At 42.3% G+C, this 23,406-nt stretch carries 20 protein-coding genes and 1 pseudogene; 12 read left to right on the top strand and 9 right to left on the bottom strand.

Going from position 1 to position 23,406, the window contains the following annotated elements; translation table 11 throughout:
* Positions 1 to 70: 70 nt before the first annotated feature.
* From CL667_10485 to CL667_10450, 8 genes and pseudogenes are all read left to right on the top strand, one after another.
* Complete coding sequence (locus tag CL667_10485; protein ID MAL18128.1) at positions 71 to 2,272, top strand: 1,4-alpha-glucan branching enzyme; 2,202 nt, start codon at positions 71 to 73, stop codon at positions 2,270 to 2,272.
* Between the two features lie 7 nt (positions 2,273 to 2,279).
* On the top strand, positions 2,280 to 3,785 hold the full coding sequence (gene malQ, locus CL667_10480; GenBank protein MAL18127.1) for a 4-alpha-glucanotransferase: 1,506 nt from the start codon (positions 2,280 to 2,282) through the stop codon (positions 3,783 to 3,785).
* Positions 3,786 to 3,858: 73 nt separating this feature from the next.
* The gene (locus CL667_10475; GenBank protein ID MAL18126.1) at positions 3,859 to 4,680 is read left to right on the top strand and encodes a phosphosulfolactate synthase; all 822 of its coding nucleotides are present in this window, start codon (positions 3,859 to 3,861) and stop codon (positions 4,678 to 4,680) included.
* A 19-nt stretch (positions 4,681 to 4,699) separates the two neighbouring features.
* Complete coding sequence (locus tag CL667_10470; GenBank protein ID MAL18125.1) at positions 4,700 to 5,503, top strand: hypothetical protein; 804 nt, start codon at positions 4,700 to 4,702, stop codon at positions 5,501 to 5,503.
* Between the two features lie 30 nt (positions 5,504 to 5,533).
* Positions 5,534 to 6,745, top strand: a complete 1,212-nt coding sequence (locus CL667_10465) for a hypothetical protein (protein MAL18124.1) — start codon at positions 5,534 to 5,536, stop codon at positions 6,743 to 6,745.
* 4 nt (positions 6,746 to 6,749) lie between these two features.
* Entirely contained in the window at positions 6,750 to 8,051 is a 1,302-nt protein-coding gene (locus tag CL667_10460; GenBank protein MAL18123.1) for a hypothetical protein, read from the top strand.
* Between the two features lie 177 nt (positions 8,052 to 8,228).
* Positions 8,229 to 9,458: pseudogene (locus tag CL667_10455) on the top strand (hypothetical protein).
* A gap of 166 nt (positions 9,459 to 9,624) precedes the next feature.
* A complete protein-coding gene (locus CL667_10450; protein MAL18122.1) occupies positions 9,625 to 10,845 on the top strand; it encodes a transcription termination factor Rho in 1,221 nt (406 codons plus the stop codon).
* Between the two features lie 177 nt (positions 10,846 to 11,022).
* Here CL667_10450 and CL667_10445 read toward each other — a convergent pair whose 3' ends face one another.
* From CL667_10445 to CL667_10420, 6 genes are all read right to left on the bottom strand, one after another.
* Positions 11,023 to 11,343, bottom strand: coding sequence for an NADH oxidase (locus tag CL667_10445; GenBank protein ID MAL18121.1), 321 nt, complete (start codon positions 11,341 to 11,343; stop codon positions 11,023 to 11,025).
* Between the two features lie 11 nt (positions 11,344 to 11,354).
* The gene (gene lptB / locus CL667_10440; protein ID MAL18120.1) at positions 11,355 to 12,116 is read right to left on the bottom strand and encodes an LPS export ABC transporter ATP-binding protein; all 762 of its coding nucleotides are present in this window, start codon (positions 12,114 to 12,116) and stop codon (positions 11,355 to 11,357) included.
* 9 nt (positions 12,117 to 12,125) lie between these two features.
* Entirely contained in the window at positions 12,126 to 12,824 is a 699-nt protein-coding gene (locus tag CL667_10435) for a phosphoribosylformylglycinamidine synthase I (protein ID MAL18119.1), read from the bottom strand.
* Between the two features lie 4 nt (positions 12,825 to 12,828).
* On the bottom strand, positions 12,829 to 13,164 hold the full coding sequence (locus CL667_10430) for a Clp protease ClpS (protein MAL18118.1): 336 nt from the start codon (positions 13,162 to 13,164) through the stop codon (positions 12,829 to 12,831).
* A 3-nt stretch (positions 13,165 to 13,167) separates the two neighbouring features.
* Positions 13,168 to 13,413 carry a phosphoribosylformylglycinamidine synthase gene (locus tag CL667_10425; protein MAL18117.1) on the bottom strand — a complete coding sequence of 82 codons (246 nt, stop codon included), beginning with the start codon at positions 13,411 to 13,413 and terminating at the stop codon, positions 13,168 to 13,170.
* Positions 13,414 to 13,556: 143 nt separating this feature from the next.
* Complete coding sequence (locus CL667_10420) at positions 13,557 to 14,474, bottom strand: tRNA (adenosine(37)-N6)-dimethylallyltransferase MiaA (GenBank protein ID MAL18116.1); 918 nt, start codon at positions 14,472 to 14,474, stop codon at positions 13,557 to 13,559.
* Positions 14,475 to 14,642: 168 nt separating this feature from the next.
* On the opposite strand from CL667_10420, the gene CL667_10415 reads away from it, so the two are divergent.
* On the top strand, positions 14,643 to 17,024 hold the full coding sequence (locus tag CL667_10415; protein MAL18115.1) for an ATPase: 2,382 nt from the start codon (positions 14,643 to 14,645) through the stop codon (positions 17,022 to 17,024).
* Positions 17,025 to 17,032: 8 nt separating this feature from the next.
* Here the strand turns inward: CL667_10415 and CL667_10410 are convergent, their stop codons facing one another.
* Positions 17,033 to 18,106 (bottom strand): hypothetical protein, encoded by a 1,074-nt coding sequence (locus CL667_10410; GenBank protein ID MAL18114.1) that lies wholly within the window; start codon positions 18,104 to 18,106, stop codon positions 17,033 to 17,035.
* A 187-nt stretch (positions 18,107 to 18,293) separates the two neighbouring features.
* Between CL667_10410 and dnaN the strand changes: the two genes are divergently transcribed.
* From dnaN to CL667_10395, 3 genes are read left to right on the top strand one after another with little or no spacing between them, the layout of a single operon-like run.
* Positions 18,294 to 19,409 (top strand): DNA polymerase III subunit beta, encoded by a 1,116-nt coding sequence (gene dnaN, locus CL667_10405; GenBank protein ID MAL18113.1) that lies wholly within the window; start codon positions 18,294 to 18,296, stop codon positions 19,407 to 19,409.
* Positions 19,409 to 20,200 carry a hypothetical protein gene (locus CL667_10400; GenBank protein MAL18112.1) on the top strand — a complete coding sequence of 264 codons (792 nt, stop codon included), beginning with the start codon at positions 19,409 to 19,411 and terminating at the stop codon, positions 20,198 to 20,200. Before dnaN ends, CL667_10400 begins: the two co-directional genes overlap by 1 nt.
* A gap of 56 nt (positions 20,201 to 20,256) precedes the next feature.
* Complete coding sequence (locus tag CL667_10395; protein ID MAL18111.1) at positions 20,257 to 21,063, top strand: SAM-dependent methyltransferase; 807 nt, start codon at positions 20,257 to 20,259, stop codon at positions 21,061 to 21,063.
* 261 nt (positions 21,064 to 21,324) lie between these two features.
* Here CL667_10395 and CL667_10390 read toward each other — a convergent pair whose 3' ends face one another.
* Both CL667_10390 and CL667_10385 read right to left on the bottom strand, forming a co-directional pair.
* The gene (locus tag CL667_10390) at positions 21,325 to 21,738 is read right to left on the bottom strand and encodes a hypothetical protein (GenBank protein ID MAL18110.1); all 414 of its coding nucleotides are present in this window, start codon (positions 21,736 to 21,738) and stop codon (positions 21,325 to 21,327) included.
* Positions 21,739 to 21,751: 13 nt separating this feature from the next.
* A complete protein-coding gene (locus CL667_10385) occupies positions 21,752 to 23,380 on the bottom strand; it encodes an arginine--tRNA ligase (protein ID MAL18109.1) in 1,629 nt (542 codons plus the stop codon).
* Positions 23,381 to 23,406: the final 26 nt, after the last annotated feature.

Here is a 23,406-nt window from a genome sequence, read left to right as displayed (position 1 = left end):
ACTTTAAATGAAGACGGAGATTTGTTAAAGTTTTAGTATCTTTAGCGCCCTTTCTAATTCAATAACGGGAATGAGTTCTACGCTTAATAAAGAAATTATTGGTGCCATATCAGACGGTTCGCATGGCGATCCCTTTTCTGTACTTGGTCTTCATGACGTTGAAATTGATGGGAAGACAAAATTAGTCCTCCGCGCCTTCCGCCCTGAAGCTAAGTCTGTATCAGTTATCATTGATAAGAAAAAATATGAACTCGACCGCCTATCTAAAGATGGTCTTTTCGAACGGGTATTTGCACGCAGAAAAAATCGCTTTAGCTATGAGCTGGAAGTAACTTCACACGACGGGAAGCTTTTCACCGTGTCCGACGCCTACCAATTTGATTCCCTGATTAGTGATTTTGACCTACAGCTTTGGGGCGAAGGAAACCATCATCAGGCTTACGAATTTATGGGCGCCCACCAGCGCACCATTGATGGTGTCGATGGAACTCATTTTGCAGTAACCGCTCCTTGCGCCACACGAGTAAGTGTAATTGGTGAATTCAACAGCTGGGACGGACGCGTACATCGCATGCGTAAATTTCATGACCAGGGAATTTGGGAGATTTTCATTCCGCATGTAACAGAAGGTGATTACTACAAGTTTGAAATTAAATCTCCTGTACAAGATCCTCCTCTAAAAAAATCTGACCCCTTTGCTTTCTATTCTGAATTGCGCCCGGGTACAGCCTCCATCGTTACTGATATCGAAAACTATTCATGGAATGATGATGAATGGTTGAAAAAACGACAGGATAAACAAGCCTACGATCAGCCCATTTCTATTTATGAGATGCACTTAGGCTCTTGGAAAAGAAACCCCGACAAAGACCCTGGCTTTTTAAATTACCGCGAAACAGCCGATCAGTTGGTGCCATACCTCAAAGATCTTGGCTACACCCATGTTGAGTTACTGCCTATTGCCGAGCACCCTTATGACCCTTCTTGGGGCTATCAAATTACCGGCTATTATGCGCCCACAAGTCGCTTCGGCACCCCTGAAGATTTTATGTACTTCGTGGATAAATGCCACCAGGCCGATATCGGAGTACTTGTTGACTGGGTTCCTGCTCATTTTGCAAAAGATGAACATGGCCTCCGCCGCTTTGATGGCACCGGCCTTTTCGAACATGCCGACCCGCGCAAAGGCGAACACAAAGATTGGGGAACCTGCATTTTTAACTATGGCCGCACTGAAGTTCAGAACTTCCTCATTTCAAACGCTATTTTTTGGTGTGATAAGTTTCACATCGACGGCCTTCGTGTAGACGCTGTTGCCTCTATGCTCTATCTGGATTACTCAAGGGAAGAAGGAGAGTGGGTACCGAATCAATATGGTGGCCGGGAAAATATTGAAGCCATCGACTTTCTTCGGAAATTTAACGACTCGGTTCATCACCATTTTCCAGGCGTAATTACCTTCGCTGAAGAATCTACATCCTGGGGCGGAGTATCTCGCCCAACAGAAACCGGCGGACTTGGCTTTGACTTTAAATGGAATATGGGTTGGATGAATGACAGCCTGACCTATATTGAGAAAGATCCTCTTTTTAGAAAATATCATCAGGACCAGCTTACTTTTTCTTTGATTTACGCTTTTTCTGAACACTTTACGCTCCCTTTTTCTCACGATGAAGTGGTGCACATGAAGCAGTCTATGCTTTCCAAAATGCCCGGCGACGATTGGCAGAAGTTTGCCAACCTGCGGCTTTTATACCTATATATGTACACGCATCCAGGCAAAAACCTGCTTTTTATGGGGTGTGAATTTGGGCAGTGGTCAGAGTGGAGTGAAGACCGATCCTTAGATTGGCATCTCCTGGAATGGGAAAAGCATCAGGGACTTAAGCTATTAGTCAAAGACCTGAATGGCATCAACGCCAAAGAAAAGGCTTTACATGAAGCTGATTTTGACTGGCGCGGTTTTGAATGGATTGATATCAGCGATGCCGACAATTGTATTATTTCATTTGTTCGCAGAGCTAAAGATCCCGAAAATTTTGTTGTTGTGATCCTTAACTTTACACCTACTGTTCATTATGGATATAAGGTAGGCGTACCGGCTGCTGGCGAATATGAAATTTTAGTTAACAGTGACTCTGAATTTTATGGTGGCAGCAATGCCGGAGATACTCAAATTCATGCCGAATGGGGAGATTGGCATAATCAAGATGCTCATATCTCAATAACAATACCGCCTTTGGCTGGCGTAATTTTAAAACCAAAGAGTTAATACATACATGAGGTTTCCACGCTCTTGCGGTTGTTTAGTTCATCCAACCTCGTTTCCCGGAAAATATGGAATGGGAGATTTTGGATATGAAGCCCGCACATTCATCGACTTTTTACAACGAACACATCAAACTATTTGGCAAGTATTGCCCCTTACCCCGACCGGATACGGGAATTCCCCTTATGCAAGTTATTCTGCTTTTGCGGGCAACGTATACCTAATCAGCCCCGATATCCTTCATGAAAAAGGGTTACTTACCGAAAAGGAAATTCAGAGCATAGAATTACCTTCGAAAGTCACCGCTGATTACGATTCCTCTTTTCAAAATAAGGACCGCGTTTATCAGCTTGCAGCAGATCGCTTTTATGAAAACATTTCAAAAGAAGAAGAGAAGGCGTTTGAAGCTTTTAAAAAACGCAATGAGCATTGGCTAGATGACTATGTCCTATTCATGGCATGCTCCCTTCACTATAATAAACAACCTTGGAATACCTGGGATCCGGATCTGGCACAAAGAAAGCCTAAAGCTCTTAAAAGCTACCGCAAAAAATTCAGTGAAGAAATAAAGCTGCAGTACTGGTTGCAGTTTGAGTTTGATAATCAATGGAATGACCTGAAAAATTATGCCAACGATCGCAACATTCGAGTGGTTGGTGACATTCCCATTTTTGTAGATCACAACAGCGCTGACGTTTGGGCAAACCCAAAATATTTCGAAGTTGATGAGCAAGGAAATCGACAACTGGTTGCCGGCGTTCCACCTGATTATTTTAGTAAAACCGGACAGCTTTGGGGAAACCCTTTATACAAATGGGATGAGCTCGAAAAAGATGGCTTTTCTTGGTGGGTAGATCGTTTTAAGCATATGTTTAATGCTTGTGATGCTATCCGGGTTGATCACTTCCGCGGTTTTGATGCTTACTGGGAAGTGGAGGCAAACCAAAAAACAGCCGAAGTAGGAAAGTGGGTAGACGGCCCCGGCGAAAAACTCTTTGATGCCATTTTAGAGAAATGTGGCGAGCTACCTATAATAGCTGAAGACCTCGGCTTTATGACTGAAGGAGTTCAAAAGCTCCGGGATAACTATAATTTTCCTGGTATGAAAATCATACAGTTTGCCTTTGACTCAGACTCAACAAACAGTTTTTTACCGCACAATTATTCTCAAAACAGCGTTGTTTATTCCGGCACTCACGATAATGACACCACTATTGGGTGGTACAATACAGCCGGCCAAACCGAGCAACATCGGGCTCGCACATATACCCGTTCATCAGGCGAAAAAATGCATTGGGAGTTTATCCGCTTAGGGATGATTTCGGTTTCAGATCAGGCTATATTCCCACTTCAAGACTATATGGGACTAGATGGCACTCATCGAATGAACGTCCCGGGCACCTCATCCGGCAATTGGCTTTGGAGATACACAACTGAGATGTTAGAGCAGGTTGATGAAGAGCAAATTAAGCACCTTGCAGACCTGAGTAACCGACAAATTAATAGCAATACTTAATCTATAATGCCTGATTTCATATACAGACGGTGTTTTTGTATATTTAAGGCTTAGTTATTTATTAGATACTTATATGGCGTTTTCACTTAATCACTTACCTAAAAGAACAGAAAAACCCCGAAACGAAGGCCTTACTATGGCTCTTGACAAAGGGTACAGCGTTCGTCAAGCAGAAGACTTTGTAGAATCCAGTTCAAAATATGTTGACGTTGTTAAGCTTGGCTGGGGAACTTCATATGTAACCCAGAAGCTGGAAGAAAAAATTGCCGTTTACCACGACGCAGGTATCCCGGTTTATTTTGGAGGAACGCTCTTTGAGGCTTACGTACTTCGCGATCAGCTTGATGCTTACGTGGAGTTGATGAATAATTATGGCATTAAGCATGTAGAAGTTTCAAACGGAACGATCTGGCTGTCTGATGACAGAAAGCAGGCTATTATCAAAGAGCTGAGTCAAGACTTTACTGTTTACTCAGAAGTAGGGAGTAAAAACCCTAACGATATTATTCCTCCTTACAAATGGGTTCGCATCATTGAAAAGGAATTGACCGCCGGCGCTGTTAAGGTGATTTGTGAAGCCCGCGAAAGCGGAACCGTCGGAGTGTTCAGGCCAAATGGCGAAGTGCGCTCTGGGCTCATTGAAGAAATAACGGATCAAATTCCCCAAGGAAAATTGATTTTTGAAGCCCCGCAAAAAGAGCAACAAGTTTGGTTCATCAGAAAGTTTGGGAGCAATGTAAACCTGGGTAACATCCAACCAGCAGATGTAATTTCTGTTGAAACATTGCGGCTTGGCTTAAGAGGAGACACATTACTAGATTTTTACTCATTAGATGACGATGAGGATTTAAACAAAGTCATGAAAGACAACAATACAATCTCTAACGAAGAGTAATCACTGAGAGCATATATTTATGAAAATTCTTTACGTTGCAGCAGAAATTTCCCCCTTCGCACGCATGACTTATACAGCCGACCTACTTCGGTTCTTGCCTGCATCACTTCAAGACAAAGGATTCGAAATTCGGATTCTGCTTCCCAAGTATGGCTCAATCAATGATCGCCGAAATCGCCTTCATGAGGTAATTCGCCTTTCAGGAATTGAAGTTGAAGTGGGAGATAAAGTTGAGACTATGAAAATTAAAGTAGCCAGCATTCCCAATGCTAAGCTGCAGGTTTATTTCCTCGATAACGACACTTATTTCAAGAGAAAAGGCCTATTCAAAAAACCAGATACCGACGAGTTTTACGAAGATAATGACGAACGTCTTGCCTTCTACAATAAAGGAGTCCTGGAAACAGTTATTAAGCTCGGCTGGGAGCCGGACATCATCCACTGCCATGATTGGCCTGCTGGTTTGATCCCTCTTTTAGTGCGAACTAAATACAAGGAAGAGAAAATTTTCAAAAACACACAAATCGTGTATAACCTGCATCACCCAATTAACGAAGGTGATTCTGATTCTGCGCGTGTGTTAGAACTTCTCGGACTTCCAGCTGATACCGACATCGACAACCTTACAGAAGAAGGACGCGTGGATCTTTTAAAGCTTGGCCTCAAATACAGTGATCATGTTGTGACGGGTAACTACCTGAAAGACGAATTTGATGACGTATTCAAAGAGTTAGGTATCAAGCCAGAAAAAATCCAGGGTTCTCCTGAAGATGTATCTGACAAGTTTGCCGAATACTATCGGTCAATTTCTGATGCTGAATAATAGATAGAGAACAATTTAAATACTTATTTAATGAACAGATCTAATAAGGGCTTCTTTTCCTTATGTATCTCCCTGTTAACTTTACTTATAATTTTCAATGGCTGTGAAGACCCCGGAAGCGTAGGCAGTGACTTTGTTGACCGACCTGCTTTAAGGGTCGATACTCTTACACTATCAAGCACCCAAGAAATGGCTTATAATGGATATTCAGGCCGTTTGTTTGTTATGCCAATCGGTAAATATTCCGACCAGTTATTTGGTGATATTACTGCCAATGGGTACTTGCGGCCAACTGTTTCCCCTGAAATCCCGGATTCGGTAGCAATATCTAGTTCTTTCCAGCTAAAGTTGGGTATTTCAATTGATAGTTTGGAAACACCCTATGGAGATACCCTTTCGCAGTCCCAATTCACCGTCCATGAAGTCACTTCAAAATGGCGGGGAAATTCTTTAAGAATCGATGATGACATTCAGTATGGCAATCAAATTGGTAGTTTTACCACTGGCAGCAATAGTGAAATTATTGTCGATTTGGACGAGCAGTGGGTAGATACTTATAAAAGTTACTTTAACAGTAATGATTCAAGCCTCGACTCATTATATGTTTCCGAGTTTCAAGGTTTAGCAATAGTATCAGACCAAAACAATTCCAAAATTTCCTTCCCAACCGCTTCAGGCTTGCGTTTCTTGCTTATCAACAGGCCAGCAGCTGATGATCCGGATACCGTTTCTGTTGGGCTAAATGATTATGGTTTTACCCTGAACAGAACAGGTGCAACAAATCCTCCCACCGCATTCCCGCTCCACTCAACACTTGAAGGAATGAGTACGGTTTCTTTTCCTGATTCTGTACTTAAAGCAGACTTTTCAACAAGCAATATTGTGAAGGCCGAAATGGTCTTTTACGAAGCTGCCAACGAATTAGCCTCAGGCTTACCCCCGAATCACTTGCGCCTGCCGGTTCAAACTATACAGCTTCACCCGGTAACCAGCTTTGAACCATCTTATGAATATCAGTTTACTCCGCCTCTCAGAAGTGGGTCCAAAGTTACTGACACTGACTATTATACTGTTAGAGTTACTAACATTGTAAATAATATCATCTTTGGCAGTCAGGAAATCGAGGAATTAGCTCTGGGTATTGGCTCTATTGCCGGAACCTTGCGCTCAACTCTTATTTATGGGGCTACAGCGCCAGAAGACGTTCGACCTAAATTGATCATTACATCCATAGTGGATTAACGGCATGAAAACGATTAAAAAACTCACATTACTGACAGCCCTTCTTTTCACAGCCACCAACTTAGCTGCCCAAATTGAAGGAGCTAGCGAGAAGAGAAGTGGGTCTTTCTACTCATTATTTGGGGTAGGCTTCCCAACTGACAACAACAACCCCAGAGAATATGGATTGGGAATATCCGGTGTTTCGTTAGATAATATGGATTCCAATTCACTGCAGAACCCGGCGATGTGGGGTAAAAATGCATATACTACTGCATCATCCGGCTTTAACTTCTCTAAGTACAATACCTCTAATTCTACTTCAACGAACGTTAACACACTACTTGAGGCTGGATACTTTCAATTTACGTTTCCAATTATTCGTCAAAAGCTGGGCATGTCTGCTTCCATGTACTCAGTAACCCGCTCAAATTATCGATTCGTTACCTCAGACTCTTCAAGCATTTCAACCGATAATACTCTCGGTTATGCCTCTGATATTCGCGGGGCAGGAGGTATCAGCAAACTTGAAATCGGATTTGGATGGAATATCAATAAATATCTTTCTGTTGGTTACGCACCTGCACTGGCTTTTGTATCTGAAAACAATTCGCAGGATGTCTTTTTCTCAAACACCTCTTACACGACAAGCAACCTTGACTCTAAAATCACCGGCGCAGCCCTCTCGCATCGTTTTGGCGCTCTGTTTACGTTCCAAAAACTCTTCTCAGATAAAGACAGGCTGAGCTTTGGCGCAACCGCCAACCTACCCTTTACTATAGATGCCGAAGAGAAAGTCACAGTTAGTAAGCAAATTGGTGGGCAGAATGAAGAGGTGCTTCTTCGAGAAACAGATAATGGGAAAATTTCTTTACCTGTAGAATTAAACGCCGGATTGACTTATTATCCAAGCACTTTGGTAAATTTCTCTGTAGAAGGTCTTTATGAGCAGTGGGGCGATTTTGAGTCCACATTCAGCTCAAACGAAGAAATGTCTATGATGAGTGACCGTATTAAGGCTGGTATTGGGGGAGAGTATCACCCATATAGAACAAATTCATCCAAGTTTCTTTCTAACTTTAGGTACAGTGGCGGTGTTTCCTATGATTCAGGCCACCTTACCATTGAGAACCAGGATATAAACACCCTTTGGTTTTCTGCTGGTTTAGGAATAATTTCACCACGGTCAAACTCTTCTGTAGATCTGAGTATACGCTATGGATTGAGAGGAACAACAAATAACGACTTGATAAGAGAAAAGATTTGGGCATTTAATTTGTCCGTTAATTTATCAGAATTAATGTTTTTCCGTCAAAAATTGAACTAAGACAATAATCTATTTTATAATATTTAAACTATCTGATTAGTTTACATGTTAATAGTATAAACAACTACTAGATCGATGAAGCAACTAATTACACTTTTAGGGTTCCTTTTACTTAGCTCTTCCCTCACTCAAGCTCAGGCAAATTGCCAAGATGCTCCGCCTGATGGGCTTTCTCCTTTAGCTGCATATTCACTTTTCTATGAGAATTTTCGGAATGGAGAATATGAATTTGCCCTCAGATACGGTAAATGGATGGCTTGTGCAAAACCAGAACAGCTACAAGGCAACCCACAATTTAGCCTAGAGAAGCAATACAGCCGTTTGGTTAAGATTTATGATGAAATCGGCAGAACCAAAGAAGACCCTGCTTTAAGATCTGCTCACGTAGATACCGCCTTAACGCTTTTAAATGAAAGCCTTGAGTTGTTCGGTACAAATCCTGAAAGCAGATACGACATCATTTTTGATCGTGGCCGGTTTTACCAGCAGAATTATGATTATGTAGAAGACGGTCTTCAAAAGGCATATGACGATTATATTGAGCTTTTTGAAATTGACACCGAGAGAGCCATTGGAATGGCAAATGGGTATTACCTACGTCTAGCTCTTGACAACCTTGTAAGTAAAGGTGACAAGGCAGAAGCTCAGGCTTTCATAGATAAAGTGAAGCCACTAGCCACTGGAGACAATCTTGAGTTTATCGAGGAGCAGCAACAGGAGCTTCTTGGATCTCCTGAAGAGCAAATCGGTTATTTCGTGCCGATAGTTGAAGAGAATCCACAAGATTTAGCAGCTTGGAAGGCTTTAGAAAAAGCATATGAAGAGACTGGAAATCGTGAAAAGCGTAAAGAAACTCTTATCAAAATTAATGAGCTGGACCCTAGTTATAACTCTGCACTTCAGCTTGCCGAGTTAGCTAAAGGTAATGCTAACTACTCTGAGGCTGATAAGTTTTTCAACCAAGCTTTAAATCGAGCTTCAGCAGATAATCAGAAGACCCAAGCATTATTAGACCTTGCAGATGTAAACATTAACCTTGAAAAGTTAACAACTGCTAAAAAATATGTGCAGGACGCCATCAAAATAAATCCAAATAACGGATCTGCTTACATTAAAATGGCAACTATTTATTCCGCAGGAATTACTAGTTGTACAGAAGATCGTAAATTAGGTGCTGAAGATAGAGTTGTTTACTGGTTAGTTATTGATTATTTGAATAAGGCTAAACAACAAGATCCTTCTGTTTCAAGTACAGTAAACCGACAGATGCCTAGTTATGAGGCAGTAACACCAACCACGGAAGACAAATTTTTCACACTTAATCTCGAGAACGGACAAAAATTAACCATTGATGGCTCTCTTTTACCATGCTATAGCTGGATAAATGAGACCGTTACCGTTCGGTAATTTGCTATCAATAAAAACATTTGTATCTTTTCTCATCTACTAAATTCAATGGTGCGGATTTAAAAACATCCGCACCTCTTTTTTCCTCCCCTCCTTTTTAAATACACAAACATATTTGAATTTTACTTTTCAATCTCAGGAGAAGGATAACAACACGCACTAATCAATGGCACGTAGAAAAAACAACAAGAACCGTAATAAGAACAACCGTAACCGAAACAATAATAAAAGCGGGAACGTGTTCATCCCTAAATTTTACTGGAAAAATAACCAGGGAATTGCAGGGAGATATGCCGGTGTTTTAGAAATTAACTCCAAAGGTTGGGGCTTTATCCGAAAGCTGGATTATGAGTTTACCTATCAGCCACAGGACCCTTTTTTGAAGCCGGATGAGGTTAAAGAATTAGACCTGCGCCCTGGACTTGTCTTGGAAGGTGAGTTTGAAGAAGATAATAAAGGTCATAAACACGTCGCTTCAGTAGATGTTGTAAATGGAAGGCCTGTTGAAGCCTGGACCAAATCCAGTCGCTTTGAAAGACAAACTCCTATTATGCCTGTAGAGTGGATTAAACTTGGGTTCAACGCGGATGATGTTGAAATGCGGGTCGTTGATTTAGTTGCACCCATCGGTAAAGGGCAGCGCTCATTGATTGTAGCCCCTCCTCGAACAGGTAAAACAGTCCTGCTAAAGAAAATTGCCAAGTCACTTAATGACAATCACTCGGATGATATTCATGTAAGTGTATTACTTGTTGATGAACGACCGGAAGAGGTAACGGACTTCATTCGCTCTACTCAAGCAGAAGTTTTTGCTTCTTCTAATGATAAAAACACTCAAAGCCATATTCGCATTACGGAGATGGCTCTTGGTTATGCTAAGCGTAAAGCCGAAATGGGAGAGGATTCCGTTCTTTTAATTGATTCTATTACCCGCTTAGGACGTGCCTACAACGCCGTACAATCTAACAGCGGAAGAACACTTTCAGGTGGTTTAGACATCCGTGCCCTTGAAATCCCTAAGAAGATTTTTGGTTCAGCCCGAAAAATTGAAGGCGGTGGCTCACTTACTATCATCGCGACTTGCTTGATCGAAACCAATTCCAGAATGGATGACCTGATTTTTGAAGAATTCAAAGGAACGGGTAATATGGAGCTGGTTCTGGATCGAGAGTTGGCTAACGATCGAATCTATCCGGCCATCAACATCTCATCTTCGGGAACTCGAAATGAGCATAAGTTTATTACCGATTCTCTTGAAGAGCGCAATATGGTAAGAAGATATCTTTTGAAGAAATCACCAAAAGAATCCATGCTTGGCTTGTTGAAAGTGCTTAAAAACACAGACAGCAACCAAGAGCTTCTGAATCAGATTGCAACGCTGGCATAAGATTAATTTGTCATCTCGCGACGAATGCCCGAGATCTGGTTGGTTGAAAAGACTAACTTTATCTTATACGATATCCAGATTCCTGTCTGCACAGGAATGACTTTTTTGTATTACAACCGGTGGAACTGAGTCACCATACTCTACTCTTGTTCCGACCGCTCTGCGTCGGAACAAAAACTACGCAACCGGAACTGATGGGTCGATCTCTGACGCCCAGGCTTTCATTCCACCTTTCAGGTTGCTGGCATTCTCAAAGCCCTGACTTTCCAAATAAGAAACGGCTCTTGAGCTGCGGTTTCCACTTCGGCACATCACAATAACTTCTTCGTTCTTTTTTTCTTCAAGCTCTTTCATTCTGTTTTGCAACTGCCCTAAGGGGATGTGCTCTCCATCAAGATTAGAAACCAGGTATTCAACATCCTCACGAACATCCAGCAGGAAAAACTCTTCGTTAGCTTCTCGTTTTTCTTTGAGCTCTTGTACTGTTACTTCTTTCATTATGCTACTATTTAATCTGGGGTGTATCGATCTAATTTAAATTGTTTACCAAGATAGAGTCTCTTCGCTTTTTCATCTTCAGCAAGCACATCTGCAGAGCCCTCCATTAATATATTTCCTTCAAACATGAGGTAGGCCCGGTCTGTTATAGCAAGCGTTTCATGCACATTATGGTCTGTGATCAGAATGCCAATATTTTGATGCCGCAGACCCGAAACTATTTGTTGAATGTCCTCTACAGCGATAGGATCGACCCCGGCAAAGGGTTCGTCCAGTAAAATGAACTTAGGATCTGTGACTAGGGCTCTGGCAATCTCGCATCGCCTTCGCTCACCGCCCGAAAGGCTGTAGCCCTTGCTATCCACAACTTTGTGAAGTCCAAACTCATCGATTAGCTTATCGACTTTTAGGTCCATTTCTTTTTTAGGAACGGAAAGAAATTGAAGAACCGATTCAAGGTTTTCACGAACCGTCAGGTTTCGAAAAACGCTGGCTTCCTGAGCAAGATATCCAATTCCCATTCGAGCGCGTTTGTACATGGGCTCTCCGGTCAGGTTTTTATCGTTTAGGAAGATTTTCCCGGCATTGGGGGTCACTAAACCAACCATCATATAAAAGGTCGTGGTTTTACCAGCACCATTCGGCCCTAAAAGACCCACAACTTCGCCTTGTTTTACATTGATGGAGACATCTTCCACAACCGTTCGCTTGCGATAGCGCTTTACCAGCCCTTCGCTATGCAAGATTAATTCCGGTTGGGTCTCTGTGCTCATAGATATCAGTTAAGCTACTGAAAGGGCGTTCAAAATAGACTCGAAAATTGGCTTTCCGTCTTCTGAGCCAAGAATTTTCTCCATTGCTCTTTCGGGGTGAGGCATCATACCCAAAACATTGCGCCCGGTGTTACAAATACCAGCTATGCTGTCGATCGATCCATTAAAGTTGGCTTCTTCTGTCAGTTCACCGTTGGCGTTAGAGTATCTGAAAAGAACCTGGTCATTATCCTGAAGAGATTTCAATCCATTTTGGTCAATAAAATAATTTCCTTCTCCGTGAGAAACAGGAATATCAAAAACCTGTCCTTTTTCTAGTGAATTCGTGAATAACGAATTTGTTGTCTCACATCGGATAAAAACATCTTTACATACAAACTTGAGCTTCTGATTGTGCATCATTGCACCCGGAATCAACCCCGCTTCCAGCAAAATCTGGAATCCGTTACAGATGCCCATTACAGGTCCGCCTTTTTCAGCGAACTTCACCACTTCCTGCATAATAGGAGAGAAGCGGGCAATGGCGCCGGAACGAAGATAGTCACCATAGGAAAATCCGCCTGGGACAATCAGAAAATCAATATTAGAAAGGTCGGTTTCTTTGTGCCAGAGGAATTTCACATCGCAGTTCATTACGTGTTTCATGGCATGATATGCGTCATGATCGCAGTTGGAGCCGGGGAATACTATTACGCCAAATGTGGGCATTTCTTTATCCTTTTATTTCAGTAACCAGTTGAATTTCTTTAAGCACGCTGTCAATGCGCAGGCAGTCTTCGAACTCGCCTTCGTGCACCAGCGCTTTACCTTCGTTATGGACTTTCCATGTCTTGTCTTCAGCTTCGGATAAACTGCATCCGGTTGCCTTCATAAGCTGGGAAATGACTTCCTCAAAGGTGTGAATGTCGTCATCAAAGAGGATAAGCCGCCATGGTGTGTTTACCGATTCCTCGACCTCCTCTTTTTCCTTAACCAGAGTTTCTGAGGATTCATCAGGCTTAGTTCCAGACAACACAAATTCGTCGATATGTTGGGCCTTCAGAATCATCAATTAAGATTCGATCGTTATTTCGAAATCTTCCATTACTTCATTTGCCAGCAGTTGCGCACAGGCTGACTCTACAATTTCTTTGGCCGCAGCTTCATCTTTGGCGTCCACATCAAGTTCAATAAATTTACCAATTCGAACTTGCTGAACTTCATTTAAACCAAGATTCTGAAGGGCGTGATGAGCGGCTTTACCTTTAGGGTCCAAAATAGATGGACGGAGCGTTACATTTACTTTCGCTTTGTACATAGTTGGGCTTCGTTTAAGTGAGTGCCAAAGTTAACCTTTCTGAGACTTAGCTGCTAACTCTGTTTGGGGGATTGGTGCTGGATTTAAAAGAACAGCTGTCATGCCGAACTTGATTCAGCATCTCTTTCGAAAAAGATCCCGGATCAAGTCCGGGATGACAACGTATTTACAATCGCGCTTTTCATCTCCTCAACCGACAGTTCATCCGGCTCAAGCCAATTGATAAACTCCCATCTCTTAAACCAGGTGATTTGTCGCTTCGCATAACGTCTTGTACTAATTTTGATTTTCTCCACGGCTTTTTCCAGCGACCACTCGCCATCCAAATAGTTGATAATCTCTTTGTAACCCACCGTATTTAAGGATTTGAGATCTTTTGAGTGACCCGCTTCCAGAATAGATCTAACCTCTTCTACCAATCCGGCCTCAATCATATGATCAACCCGCTGGTTTATTCGGTCATATAGCTTTTCCCGCGGCCACTTCAACCCAAAAACGATGGTATTTTCATCCGGTTTAATTTCTTGTTGATTGTGAAAGCTGCTGAATGGCTTTCCTGTTTGCATCCAAACATCCAGCGCGCGGATGATTCGCTGCGTGTTCATGCCATCCATTTTCTCAACATAATCCGGGTCTATTTCTGAAAGCATCCCGTATAATGACTCAATTCCCTCTTTATCAATTCGAGACTCAAGCTGTTTGATATTCTCTTCATCTGATTCAGGCATTTCGTTGAAGGGTTGAATCAGGCTTTGAAGGTGAAGTGTACTTCCCCCGGCATAAATTACGTGGTCTGATTTTTTGAGAATCCCTTTTTCCCATTCTGCCGCGCGCTTTTGGAAATCCATTGCCGAGTCTTCTTCCTCCAAATCCAGCAAAGAAATGTTGTAGTGCTTCACTCTTTCCTGTTCTTCTTTTGAAGGTGTGGCGGTTCCAATGTTGATATGTTTGTAGCATTGCCGGGAATCCGCAGAAATGATAGAAGTATTGAGTTCTTCAGCAAGCTGTAAAGAAAGTTCGGTTTTACCCGCTGCTGTTGGGCCTAAAAGTATGATTCGCAAAATGTGAAGTTTTGGAATTGTGATTTCATTCAATAATAAAACAAATAATGGGTATAAAGGGCGGAAATCTAATCTCAGATACTATATACAGAGTGATATTAAATTAATAGCCCATACAGGTATTTTTATGTACATTAAATAAGGTCAAGTGGGTACAATCGTAGCGAAATGTTAATTCGAATATCTGTTTTTTGGTTGCTCGTTCTTTTTTTTCCATGGCATGTAATGAGTCAGGTTCAGGGAGAAGATGCGACTTCGAATTTAACTCAACACAATTTCGAAGAAAACCCGGTTATTTATATTGATGATAACTGGGAGTTTTATTGGGACCAGCTAATCATGCCCGGTAACTTCTCTACGTTTGAAGATGATAAAGCCATAGTCAATTTCCCATACTTATGGTCAAACAATGGTTATCCATCTTTTGGTGCGGCTACCTATAGAGTTAAGTTGATCCTTCCAAAAGTCACCCCAGATCTTTCTCTAATCATTCCGGATGCCTACAGTTCCTATCGGCTATTTATAAATGGAGTGTTGTTTGCTGAGGATGGAGTCCCTGCTTTAAAAAAAGAATCATACTCTCCTTCATGGAGCCATACTCTAAAGTCCTTAAATCAATTGCCAGATTCTTTACAGGGTAACGACCTTGAATTAGTATTACACATAGCAAACTTCGATCACAGTAAAGGAGGAAGCTCACAGAATATTTTACTTGGAACTACAGAAGCTCTGAATAACAGAAAGCTAAAAGACCAAGCTTATTCATGGACGCTTACAGGAGCCCTTATATTAGCTGGTCTATTTTTTCTATCTCTTTTTCTGTTCAGTAGTAACGATAAAAGCATTTTGTATTTTGCGTTATTCTGTTTGTTCTATACGTATCGCGTAGTAGGGTTTGGGGTTTATCCGCTTCACGACCTCATCCCAAATATCCCCTGGATCGTTACCATACGGCTGGAATATCTAACGCTATTTATTTCCGTTTTCTTTTTTGGGTTATACACTTATCACCTTTATCCAAAAGAGGCCTCTAAACTGTTGGTTAATATCCTGAGCGGTATTTGTCTACTATTTGCCATTACATGTATATTCTTTCCTCCTCACATTTTCAGCTTAACGATACTTCCATTCTTTATCATCCTGTGCATATATATTGCTTACGCATTTTATATTTATGTGCTTGGTATGCTCAATAAAAGGCCCGGATCTGCTTTTGCGTTGGCCAGTACAGGTGTGGTTTTCAGCATCTTTTTATATCAAATACTTAACTACTTCGGATATATAGACAGGTTTCAGGTTTTCAACTATTCCGGACATCTTTTATTCATTTTTCTTCAGTCACAAATTCTCAGCTACCGGTTTACAAATTCTTTAAAAGAAGCTCGAATAAATGCGGAGGCTGCTTCGCTGGCAAAAAGTGACTTTTTATCAACCATGTCTCATGAGATAAGAACTCCCCTCAACGCTGTAATTGGATTTTCAGATCTACTGGACGATGGAACTTTAGATGCCAAAAAAGAGGAGTACGTTCGAACCATCAGGCTCAATGGTGAAAACTTGCTGGGAATAGTCAACAATATTCTAGACTACTCCAAGATTGAGTCAGGAAAATTAGATATTGAATATTCCGAAGTGAGTCCTAAAAAGCTGATTAAGATGGTCTTTGAGGTTCTCTCTCCCCTAGTTAGTAACCGTGAAATTGATTTGATATCAGATTTAGACGACAACCTTCCCTCCACCATTAAAACAGATAAAATACGGTTGCAACAGGTCCTTATAAACCTAATTAACAATGCAGTAAAATTCACCGATCAGGGATCCGTAACCGTTTCGGCCGGGATTAATACTGATAATTCTCTTTCCGGAAACATCTGGTTTACAGTTCAGGACACTGGTATAGGAATTAATGAGCAGGATATAGAGAAGCTATTCAAACGCTTTTCTCAAGTAGATTCAGGAATTACCAGGCGTTATGGGGGGACAGGCCTAGGACTCGTTATCAGTAAAGAAATCGTTGAAGCACTTGGCGGCGATATTAAAGTCAAAAGTAAGAAAGGAACTGGAACAACTTTTACTTTTACCATTCAGGCAGACTTAATCCCTGGCAATAAAGACTTCACCACGGTAGAAGAAAGGGCTGATTTAAACCAAAAAATTGATCCTCTTTTGAAGGAGAAGTTTCAACACCTTAATGTTTTACTAGTTGAAGATAATGTTTTCAACCAGCGGGTAACACTTAGAATCCTAGAGCTGTTGGGCATAGAAGCTGACCTTGCTGAAAATGGACAAGAAGCGACAGTAAAATCAAATACTACACCTTATGATATCATCTTCATGGACATGCAAATGCCTGTTATGGACGGTCTTGAAGCCACTCGCCAAATACGAGAAAATGAAGAGAGTTCTTCTAGTAAATCAACTATTATCGCACTGACCGCAAACGCTACAACAGAAGACAGGGATAAGTGCTTTGAGGCTGGTATGAATGACTTCTTGAGTAAACCAATAACTATTGATTCTACTTTTCAACTGATAAAAAAATGGGTTTAACCTGTTTTCTATATATCAAACCTCAGCGAAATACGGTGGGTAAATCCTAAATCACTTGAAGCGCCCGCAAAGCTAGTGAAGCCGTAATCAAGTACAAAAGAAGAGAGTTTTAGCCCAAGTCCCAAAGTAGGAGAAACCGAGAATCCGGAAACCGGATCGGTGATAAAATTGGTAACACCAGCACGGAAGGCAATCATTTCCTTATAGGATATCTCACTTCCAAGATGGGGCTCAATACTCATGCTGCCAACGTTGATATAATAGGCCTGTCTATTTTCAAAAAGCAGGTCAACATCAGCGGCGGCTGACACAAGAAAGTCAGTATTGATCGGGAATAGCTTTGAGACCCCCATTTTAACGGACGGTAAAACAAATTCATTTTGCCCGGTTGGGAGGGAAGCTCCTAAACTATCGAATTGAGCTTCATAATCACCAAATTCAGATTCGCTCACATCCCACATTTTCTGCATGGTGGTGACGTCGTGAACAGTCACTCCAAAGTTGGCGAAGTCTGTTTTATACTTTGCCCCTATATCGAGGCTGTATCCCCACGCTTCAGCAAACGGACCTAATTTCTGCCGAATGATTTTAGCAGATGCTCCATATGAAAGCTTTTCCGTTTTCTGAGTAGCGTACGAGAAGAACAGCGCCATATCTGCTGCGCTAAATCGGGTGATATATGTTTCTACATCTTGTTTGGGTTGATCTCGTTCACGATCCCAGGCGTTTAGCGTATTCGCGATATTATCCACACCCTGACGGAAAAAGCTGACTGATACTACACCCTTATTTGATTTCAATGGCATCGCCGCTGCGCCATAATCATACCCAACAATTCCGCTAAAGCGCTCGGAATGCATGTACATAATTTGCGGCGTGTCAATCTCTGCCAAGCCGGCCACATTCCAATAAGCGGATGTCACATCATTAGTTAAAGCAACATGGGCACTTCCCATTCCCAAAGCACGGGCACCACTGCCGGTAGAGAGGAAATCATTGCCATACTTAGCCTGATTAGATTGGGCAAAAGTGAGAACGGGGGTTATCACAAACATTAAAAGCGCGGGAAGGAATCGGGTCATCAAAAACAGCGATAAAATTTATAGTTACTGTAGCGCTTTAAACGATATAATCTGTGACTTATTTGAGGTGAAAATTGCCGTTTCTGCGGTTGCAGAGAGAGCCAGTATTTCTTAGTATAAGCACACTGCACTGAAAGGGCAACTGTTGGTTAAAAAACGCCCTTTAATCCACTTAAATAATGCATTTATGAAATTTTCTGTATCGAGCAACGAACTCAATAAGGGACTTTCGGCCGTTATTGGAGCCGTACCCTCTAAGGCCACGCTTCCTATTTTGGAAACAATTCTTTTTGAAAGTGAAGATGGCAAACTAAAACTCACGGCAACCGACCTTGAGATTTCAATCATAGAATATATTGATGCTGATATTGAGGAAGACGGAGCTGTAGCAATTCCCGCTCGCCGCCTGTTAGAAACGTTGCGTCAGCTTCCTAAGATCCCTGTATTTTTTGAAGTGGATGAACGCAGAAACATCAATTTCCGTACCGATAAAGGTAATTACAAGCTTGTTGGTGATGATGCTGATGAATTTCCAGAGGTTCCAAATCTGGATGACGGCACTTTAATCAACACGACTACAGAGTTGATGAATAACGCCATTCACAAAACACTGTTTGCTGTTTCAAGTGATGATTTACGTCCGGCTATGATGGGCGTTTACTTTCAGATTGGAACTGAAGAAAGCAAGTTTGTCGCTACCGACGGCCACCGTTTAGTGAAGTATACCAACAAAGATATTACTGCTGAAAAAGATGTCAACTTCATTGTCCCGGATAAAGCGTTAAGCCTCATCCAAAAAACAATTGATGGTGATGAATGTGACCTTACGGTAACAGAAGATCACGCTCGCTTCAAGAGTGGCGGAACCATCGTGATTACGCGGCTTATCAACGAGCAGTATCCAAATTACGACTCCGTAATTCCTCGCGATAACGACAAGTTCCTCACCATCAGCAAAGAGCAGATGCTTTCAACTGTTAAACGTGTAGCTATTTTCTCAAGCACAACTACGCGGCAGATTCGCCTTCAGCTCGGCTCCGATAAATTGACGATACGCGCCGAGGATCTCGACATGAGCAGTGAGGCAAAGGAGACCATCAGTTGTGAGTATACTAATGAGGAGATGGAAATTGGCTTCAATGCAAAATACCTGGGTGATGTTCTTAGCAACATTGATGATGATGAAGTAACGTTTGAGTTTTCATCTCCAAATCGCGCCGGTATTGTCAAGCCGTCTGAAAAGAATGACAACGAAGATATTCTAATGCTGGTAATGCCAGTGATGCTCAACAGCTATGCTTGATGAGTCAAATAATTACTCTCACATCTGATTTTGGTCTGCAAGACCATTATGTGAGCGCTATGAAGGCGGTCATCCTTGGGATTGCTCCCGATGCCCGCCTCGTCGATATCTCCCATGACATCCCCCCCCAAGACATTATGGCCGGGGCATGGGTGGTTCGTAATGCCGCTTTTCTTTTCCCTCCGGGCACCGTACACGTTGTTGTTGTGGACCCCGGTGTGGGAACTCCACGTCACCCCATCGCCCTAAAAATTAAAGACCAATATTTTGTAGGTCCTGATAACGGCATCTTTTCTCTTTTCTTTGATGAATTTGATTACGAAGCCATTAAGCTGAACAACAAAGACTTTTGGCGACAAGAAGGGTTATCCAAAACATTTCACGGCCGGGATATATTTGCTCCCGTTACTGCTCACCTTAGTAATGGTGTTTCTTTTGAAGAAATCGGAGAGCCGATAGAAGAACTGGTTACTTACCATTGGGCTGTTCCTATTGCCGATAAAGACGGACTTCAGGGCTGGGTAGTTCATATCGACCGTTTCGGAAATCTCATTACCAATATTTCGGAATCTCTGATTGACGAGCACATCAAAAGGAAAGATGTTAAGATTTATGTGGGAAACACGATGCTCAAGGAAGTGGTAACTACCTTCGGTGATGTGGAAGAAGGTGAACCCGCTGCTTTTATCGGTAGTTCAGGGATGCTGGAAATTGGGATTAATAAAGGAAATGCCGGACGGATGTTAAGTGTTGATAAAGGTGCGCAAATCTCGATCGTTCTTCAAAAATAGCTGTAACACCTCGAGCTATTTGGCGTATTCATCACTAAATAAAATGATTAGTTTTTATGAACCTAGAATTACGCTCACCGATTGATGAACGAGCCGGGATTTCCATTCCCAAAGAAGTTGCCAACTTGTCTATGCCTTTTAGCGGAACCGTTGGCTCCAAAGAGGGAGACGAGTATCAGGTTAAAAACAATATCATAGATCTTTTGGGGAAAGAGCCTGAGTTCACTTCCATCGCTCAAAGCACAAACCACTGGAAACTGACGGCTGCTATTTACGAAGACATTTGGCGCAAACGCTCCCTGTCGCTTTTATCCGGTGAAGAATTTCCTATAGAGAAAGAACACGAGCTTCTTATCGACTGGACAGCTCCAAAAGAAGATGGATATTATTTAGATCTGGGTTGCTCAACCGCTTTGTATGGACGAGCGCTGAAAGCCGCACAAAAGAAAGCCAACATTGTAGCTCTCGATTTTTCTTATCAGATGCTGGAAGAGGCCCGACTCAAAGCCGAAGCTGATGAAACCGATATGTATTTCGTCCGGGCTGATGGGAGAGAGATGCCCTTCTTCTCAAAAACCTTTGATGGCATTGTGATGGGAGGAACCCTCAACGAACTCACTGAAGAGCTGAAAGTCCTTTATGAAGCTAAGCGAATTATCAAAGATGACGGTGTTTTCTTTATGATGCACCTCATTAAATCCGATGCTTGGTACGGTCGGTTGCTTCAGGAGTCAGCCGCTATTGGTGGAATTAACTTCTGGACCGTAGATGAAAGCAACAAGATGTTTAATCAGGCGGGCTTTAATGTAGAAGAACAGCTGGTTAAGGGCATTGTTTGCTTTACTAAACTCACCCCTGCTTAAAAGCTTTAGCCTAAAGTTATCGGCAAAGCATCTTTACAAATACACAGACTAGTTCAAGCGTCCGCTTGGATAGTGCCTTTATAGGGCTTTTGCTGTACAACATACACCGCACAAGCGGATGCTTGCGCTATTTGGACTGACTGACATAAGCACATACAACGCCCATTTACGCTCGTGCTTACGCTCTGCGTCTGCACGTAATTACCTGACCAATAATTCGCTCCGACGCAGAGCGTCCGGAGCGAGGGAATTTATAGTAGTTTAGTTTTCTAATCTGAAATTAACCGATAGCGCATATTGAACACAAACCGGCTCCCCATCCTGCTCTCCGGGATCAAAGGTAGCCGTTTTTACTACTCGTAATGCTTCCTCATCTGCTCCTGCACCAATTCCTCTAATGACTTTCGCATCACGTACGTCTCCGAATTTATCTACAACAAACTGTACCGTAACCCTGCCCTCTACCCCGGACTCTTTTGCCTCCTTTGGATATTCTATTTTTCCCTGAAGATTAGCCATGCTGCCTTTTAAGTCTGGCATCTGCTCGGCGACAACAAAAACTTTATTACACACGGCAAGATCTTGCTCATTTTCAAAGATAGAGCAGCTTGTGAGCGTAACAAATAATACTGTTGTCCCCAATAAGTAGAGAGGCTTTGATGTATATGATCGCATAGCGTTTTCCAGCTTACATTTGATCTGGAGCAGTAATACCTAAAATCCCCAGTCCATTTCTGAGCACTTGGGCTACTGCTTTAGCAAGCTCCATCCGTGCCTGAGCAAGATTTTCATCTTCCCCTAAAATACGGCAGTCGTGGTAGAAGCTGGTGAAGTCAGAGGCGAGTTCATTTAGGAATGTAATGACATGATGAGGTTCTCGACTCCTTGCTGAAGTAGCAATAGTGTCAGGAAATTTCAGCATGGTTTTAATCAAGGCAATTTCGGTTGGATGATCAAGCAGGCTTAAATCAACATCACCGGAAAAATCATACTCATCTTCAACTTTGCGAAGAATACTGGCAATGCGAGCGTGTGCATACTGAAGATAGAACACGGGATTTTTCTCGCCGGCTTCTTTAGCCTGGGCGATATCGAATTCAAGGTGCGTATTTGGAGAGCGCATCAGGAAGAAGAAGCGGGTTACATCGGCACCTACTTCATCCATCAGGTCATCAAGCGTTACGAAATTAGCTTTACGCGTACTCATCTTGAAGGGCTTTCCATCTTTCACCAATGTCACAAATTGATAGACAATCACATCAACTTTATCCGGGTCATAGCCCAGCGACTTGATCCCATTCATCACATCCGGATAGGTTGCAATATGATCGGCTCCAAAAACATCCACACACAGATCAAAACCACGATCCAGCTTGTTGGCGTGGTACGCGATATCCGGAAGTCGGTATGTTGGCTCACCGGTGCTTTTTACTAATACCGTGTCTTTTTCTTTGCCAAACTCGGTTGTTTTAAACCAAACGGCTCCCTCTTTATCGTAGGCGAGATCCAGCTCGCGGAGCTTTTCTATTGTTTCATCAATCTTTCCGTTTTCATACAGACTTCTTTCATTGAAAAAAGAATCCATCTTGATGCTCATCCGCTCAAGCGTAGCACTGATGTCTGCAAAAATTTCTTCTTCCGCTTTTTCTTTGAAGGGCTTTTCATCTTCAGCTGAAGTTAGTTCTCCTCCTTTTTCATCCATTAAAGCCTGTGCAATATTTTTGATGTATTCCCCTTCATATCCGCCTTCAGGAAATTCATTGTCTTTACCCAGCAGCTCTAAATACCGGGCACGTACACTTTCACCCAAAACACGCATTTGTCGGCCAGCATCATTGAAGTAGTACTCTCTTTCTACTTCGGCGCCGGTCCATTCCAGCAGGCGGGAAACCGTATCTCCCAAAACGGCATTTCGGCCGTGACCAACCGTCAAAGGTCCCGTTGGATTCGCACTTACAAACTCAACAAGTACACGCTTTTCTTTATTCGAATCTGATTTTCCGTAATCACTTCCCGCTTTCAAAATTTCAGAAAGCTCATCAAACAAGTACTCTTCAGCAAAACGGAAATTTATAAATCCTGGTCCGGCAATTTCTACGGCTGATATTTTTTTCTCATCGTATTCCAACTTATCAACAAGCCGTTGTGCAATTGCTCTTGGATTGTTGCGAAGTGGTTTGGCCAGCATCATAGCGATGTTGGTGGCAGCGTCTCCATGATCGGGTTGGTTGGGCTCCTCAATTCGGATTTCCGGTTTTTCTTCCAGCTCAAATTGATCCAGCGATTTGCTGATGATCTCGACTAAGTATTCTTTCATGAATGAATGGATTTCAAAATTCACTT

The organism is Balneola sp., assembly GCA_002694685.1.
GTDB lineage: Bacteria > Bacteroidota > Rhodothermia > Balneolales > Balneolaceae > Gracilimonas.
This window is presented reverse-complemented; position numbering and strand designations above follow the sequence as displayed.

Excerpts from the sequence above, each read along its gene's own strand:
- CL667_10485 (MAL18128.1), top strand. The coding sequence starts at position 71 with ATGAGTTCTACGCTTAATAAAGAAATTATTGGTGCCATATCAGACGGT.
- malQ (MAL18127.1), top strand. The coding sequence starts at position 2,280 with ATGAGGTTTCCACGCTCTTGCGGTTGTTTAGTTCATCCAACCTCGTTT.
- CL667_10475 (MAL18126.1), top strand. The coding sequence starts at position 3,859 with ATGGCGTTTTCACTTAATCACTTACCTAAAAGAACAGAAAAACCCCGA.
- CL667_10470 (MAL18125.1), top strand. The coding sequence starts at position 4,700 with ATGAAAATTCTTTACGTTGCAGCAGAAATTTCCCCCTTCGCACGCATG.
- CL667_10465 (MAL18124.1), top strand. The coding sequence starts at position 5,534 with ATGAACAGATCTAATAAGGGCTTCTTTTCCTTATGTATCTCCCTGTTA.
- CL667_10460 (MAL18123.1), top strand. The coding sequence starts at position 6,750 with ATGAAAACGATTAAAAAACTCACATTACTGACAGCCCTTCTTTTCACA.
- CL667_10450 (MAL18122.1), top strand. The coding sequence starts at position 9,625 with ATGGCACGTAGAAAAAACAACAAGAACCGTAATAAGAACAACCGTAAC.
- CL667_10445 (MAL18121.1), bottom strand. The coding sequence starts at position 11,343 with ATGAAAGAAGTAACAGTACAAGAGCTCAAAGAAAAACGAGAAGCTAAC.
- lptB (MAL18120.1), bottom strand. The coding sequence starts at position 12,116 with ATGAGCACAGAGACCCAACCGGAATTAATCTTGCATAGCGAAGGGCTG.
- CL667_10435 (MAL18119.1), bottom strand. The coding sequence starts at position 12,824 with ATGCCCACATTTGGCGTAATAGTATTCCCCGGCTCCAACTGCGATCAT.
- CL667_10430 (MAL18118.1), bottom strand. The coding sequence starts at position 13,164 with ATGATTCTGAAGGCCCAACATATCGACGAATTTGTGTTGTCTGGAACT.
- CL667_10425 (MAL18117.1), bottom strand. The coding sequence starts at position 13,413 with ATGTACAAAGCGAAAGTAAATGTAACGCTCCGTCCATCTATTTTGGAC.
- CL667_10415 (MAL18115.1), top strand. The coding sequence starts at position 14,643 with ATGTTAATTCGAATATCTGTTTTTTGGTTGCTCGTTCTTTTTTTTCCA.
- CL667_10410 (MAL18114.1), bottom strand. The coding sequence starts at position 18,106 with ATGACCCGATTCCTTCCCGCGCTTTTAATGTTTGTGATAACCCCCGTT.
- dnaN (MAL18113.1), top strand. The coding sequence starts at position 18,294 with ATGAAATTTTCTGTATCGAGCAACGAACTCAATAAGGGACTTTCGGCC.
- CL667_10400 (MAL18112.1), top strand. The coding sequence starts at position 19,409 with ATGAGTCAAATAATTACTCTCACATCTGATTTTGGTCTGCAAGACCAT.
- CL667_10395 (MAL18111.1), top strand. The coding sequence starts at position 20,257 with ATGAACCTAGAATTACGCTCACCGATTGATGAACGAGCCGGGATTTCC.
- CL667_10390 (MAL18110.1), bottom strand. The coding sequence starts at position 21,738 with ATGCGATCATATACATCAAAGCCTCTCTACTTATTGGGGACAACAGTA.
- CL667_10385 (MAL18109.1), bottom strand. The coding sequence starts at position 23,380 with ATGAAAGAATACTTAGTCGAGATCATCAGCAAATCGCTGGATCAATTT.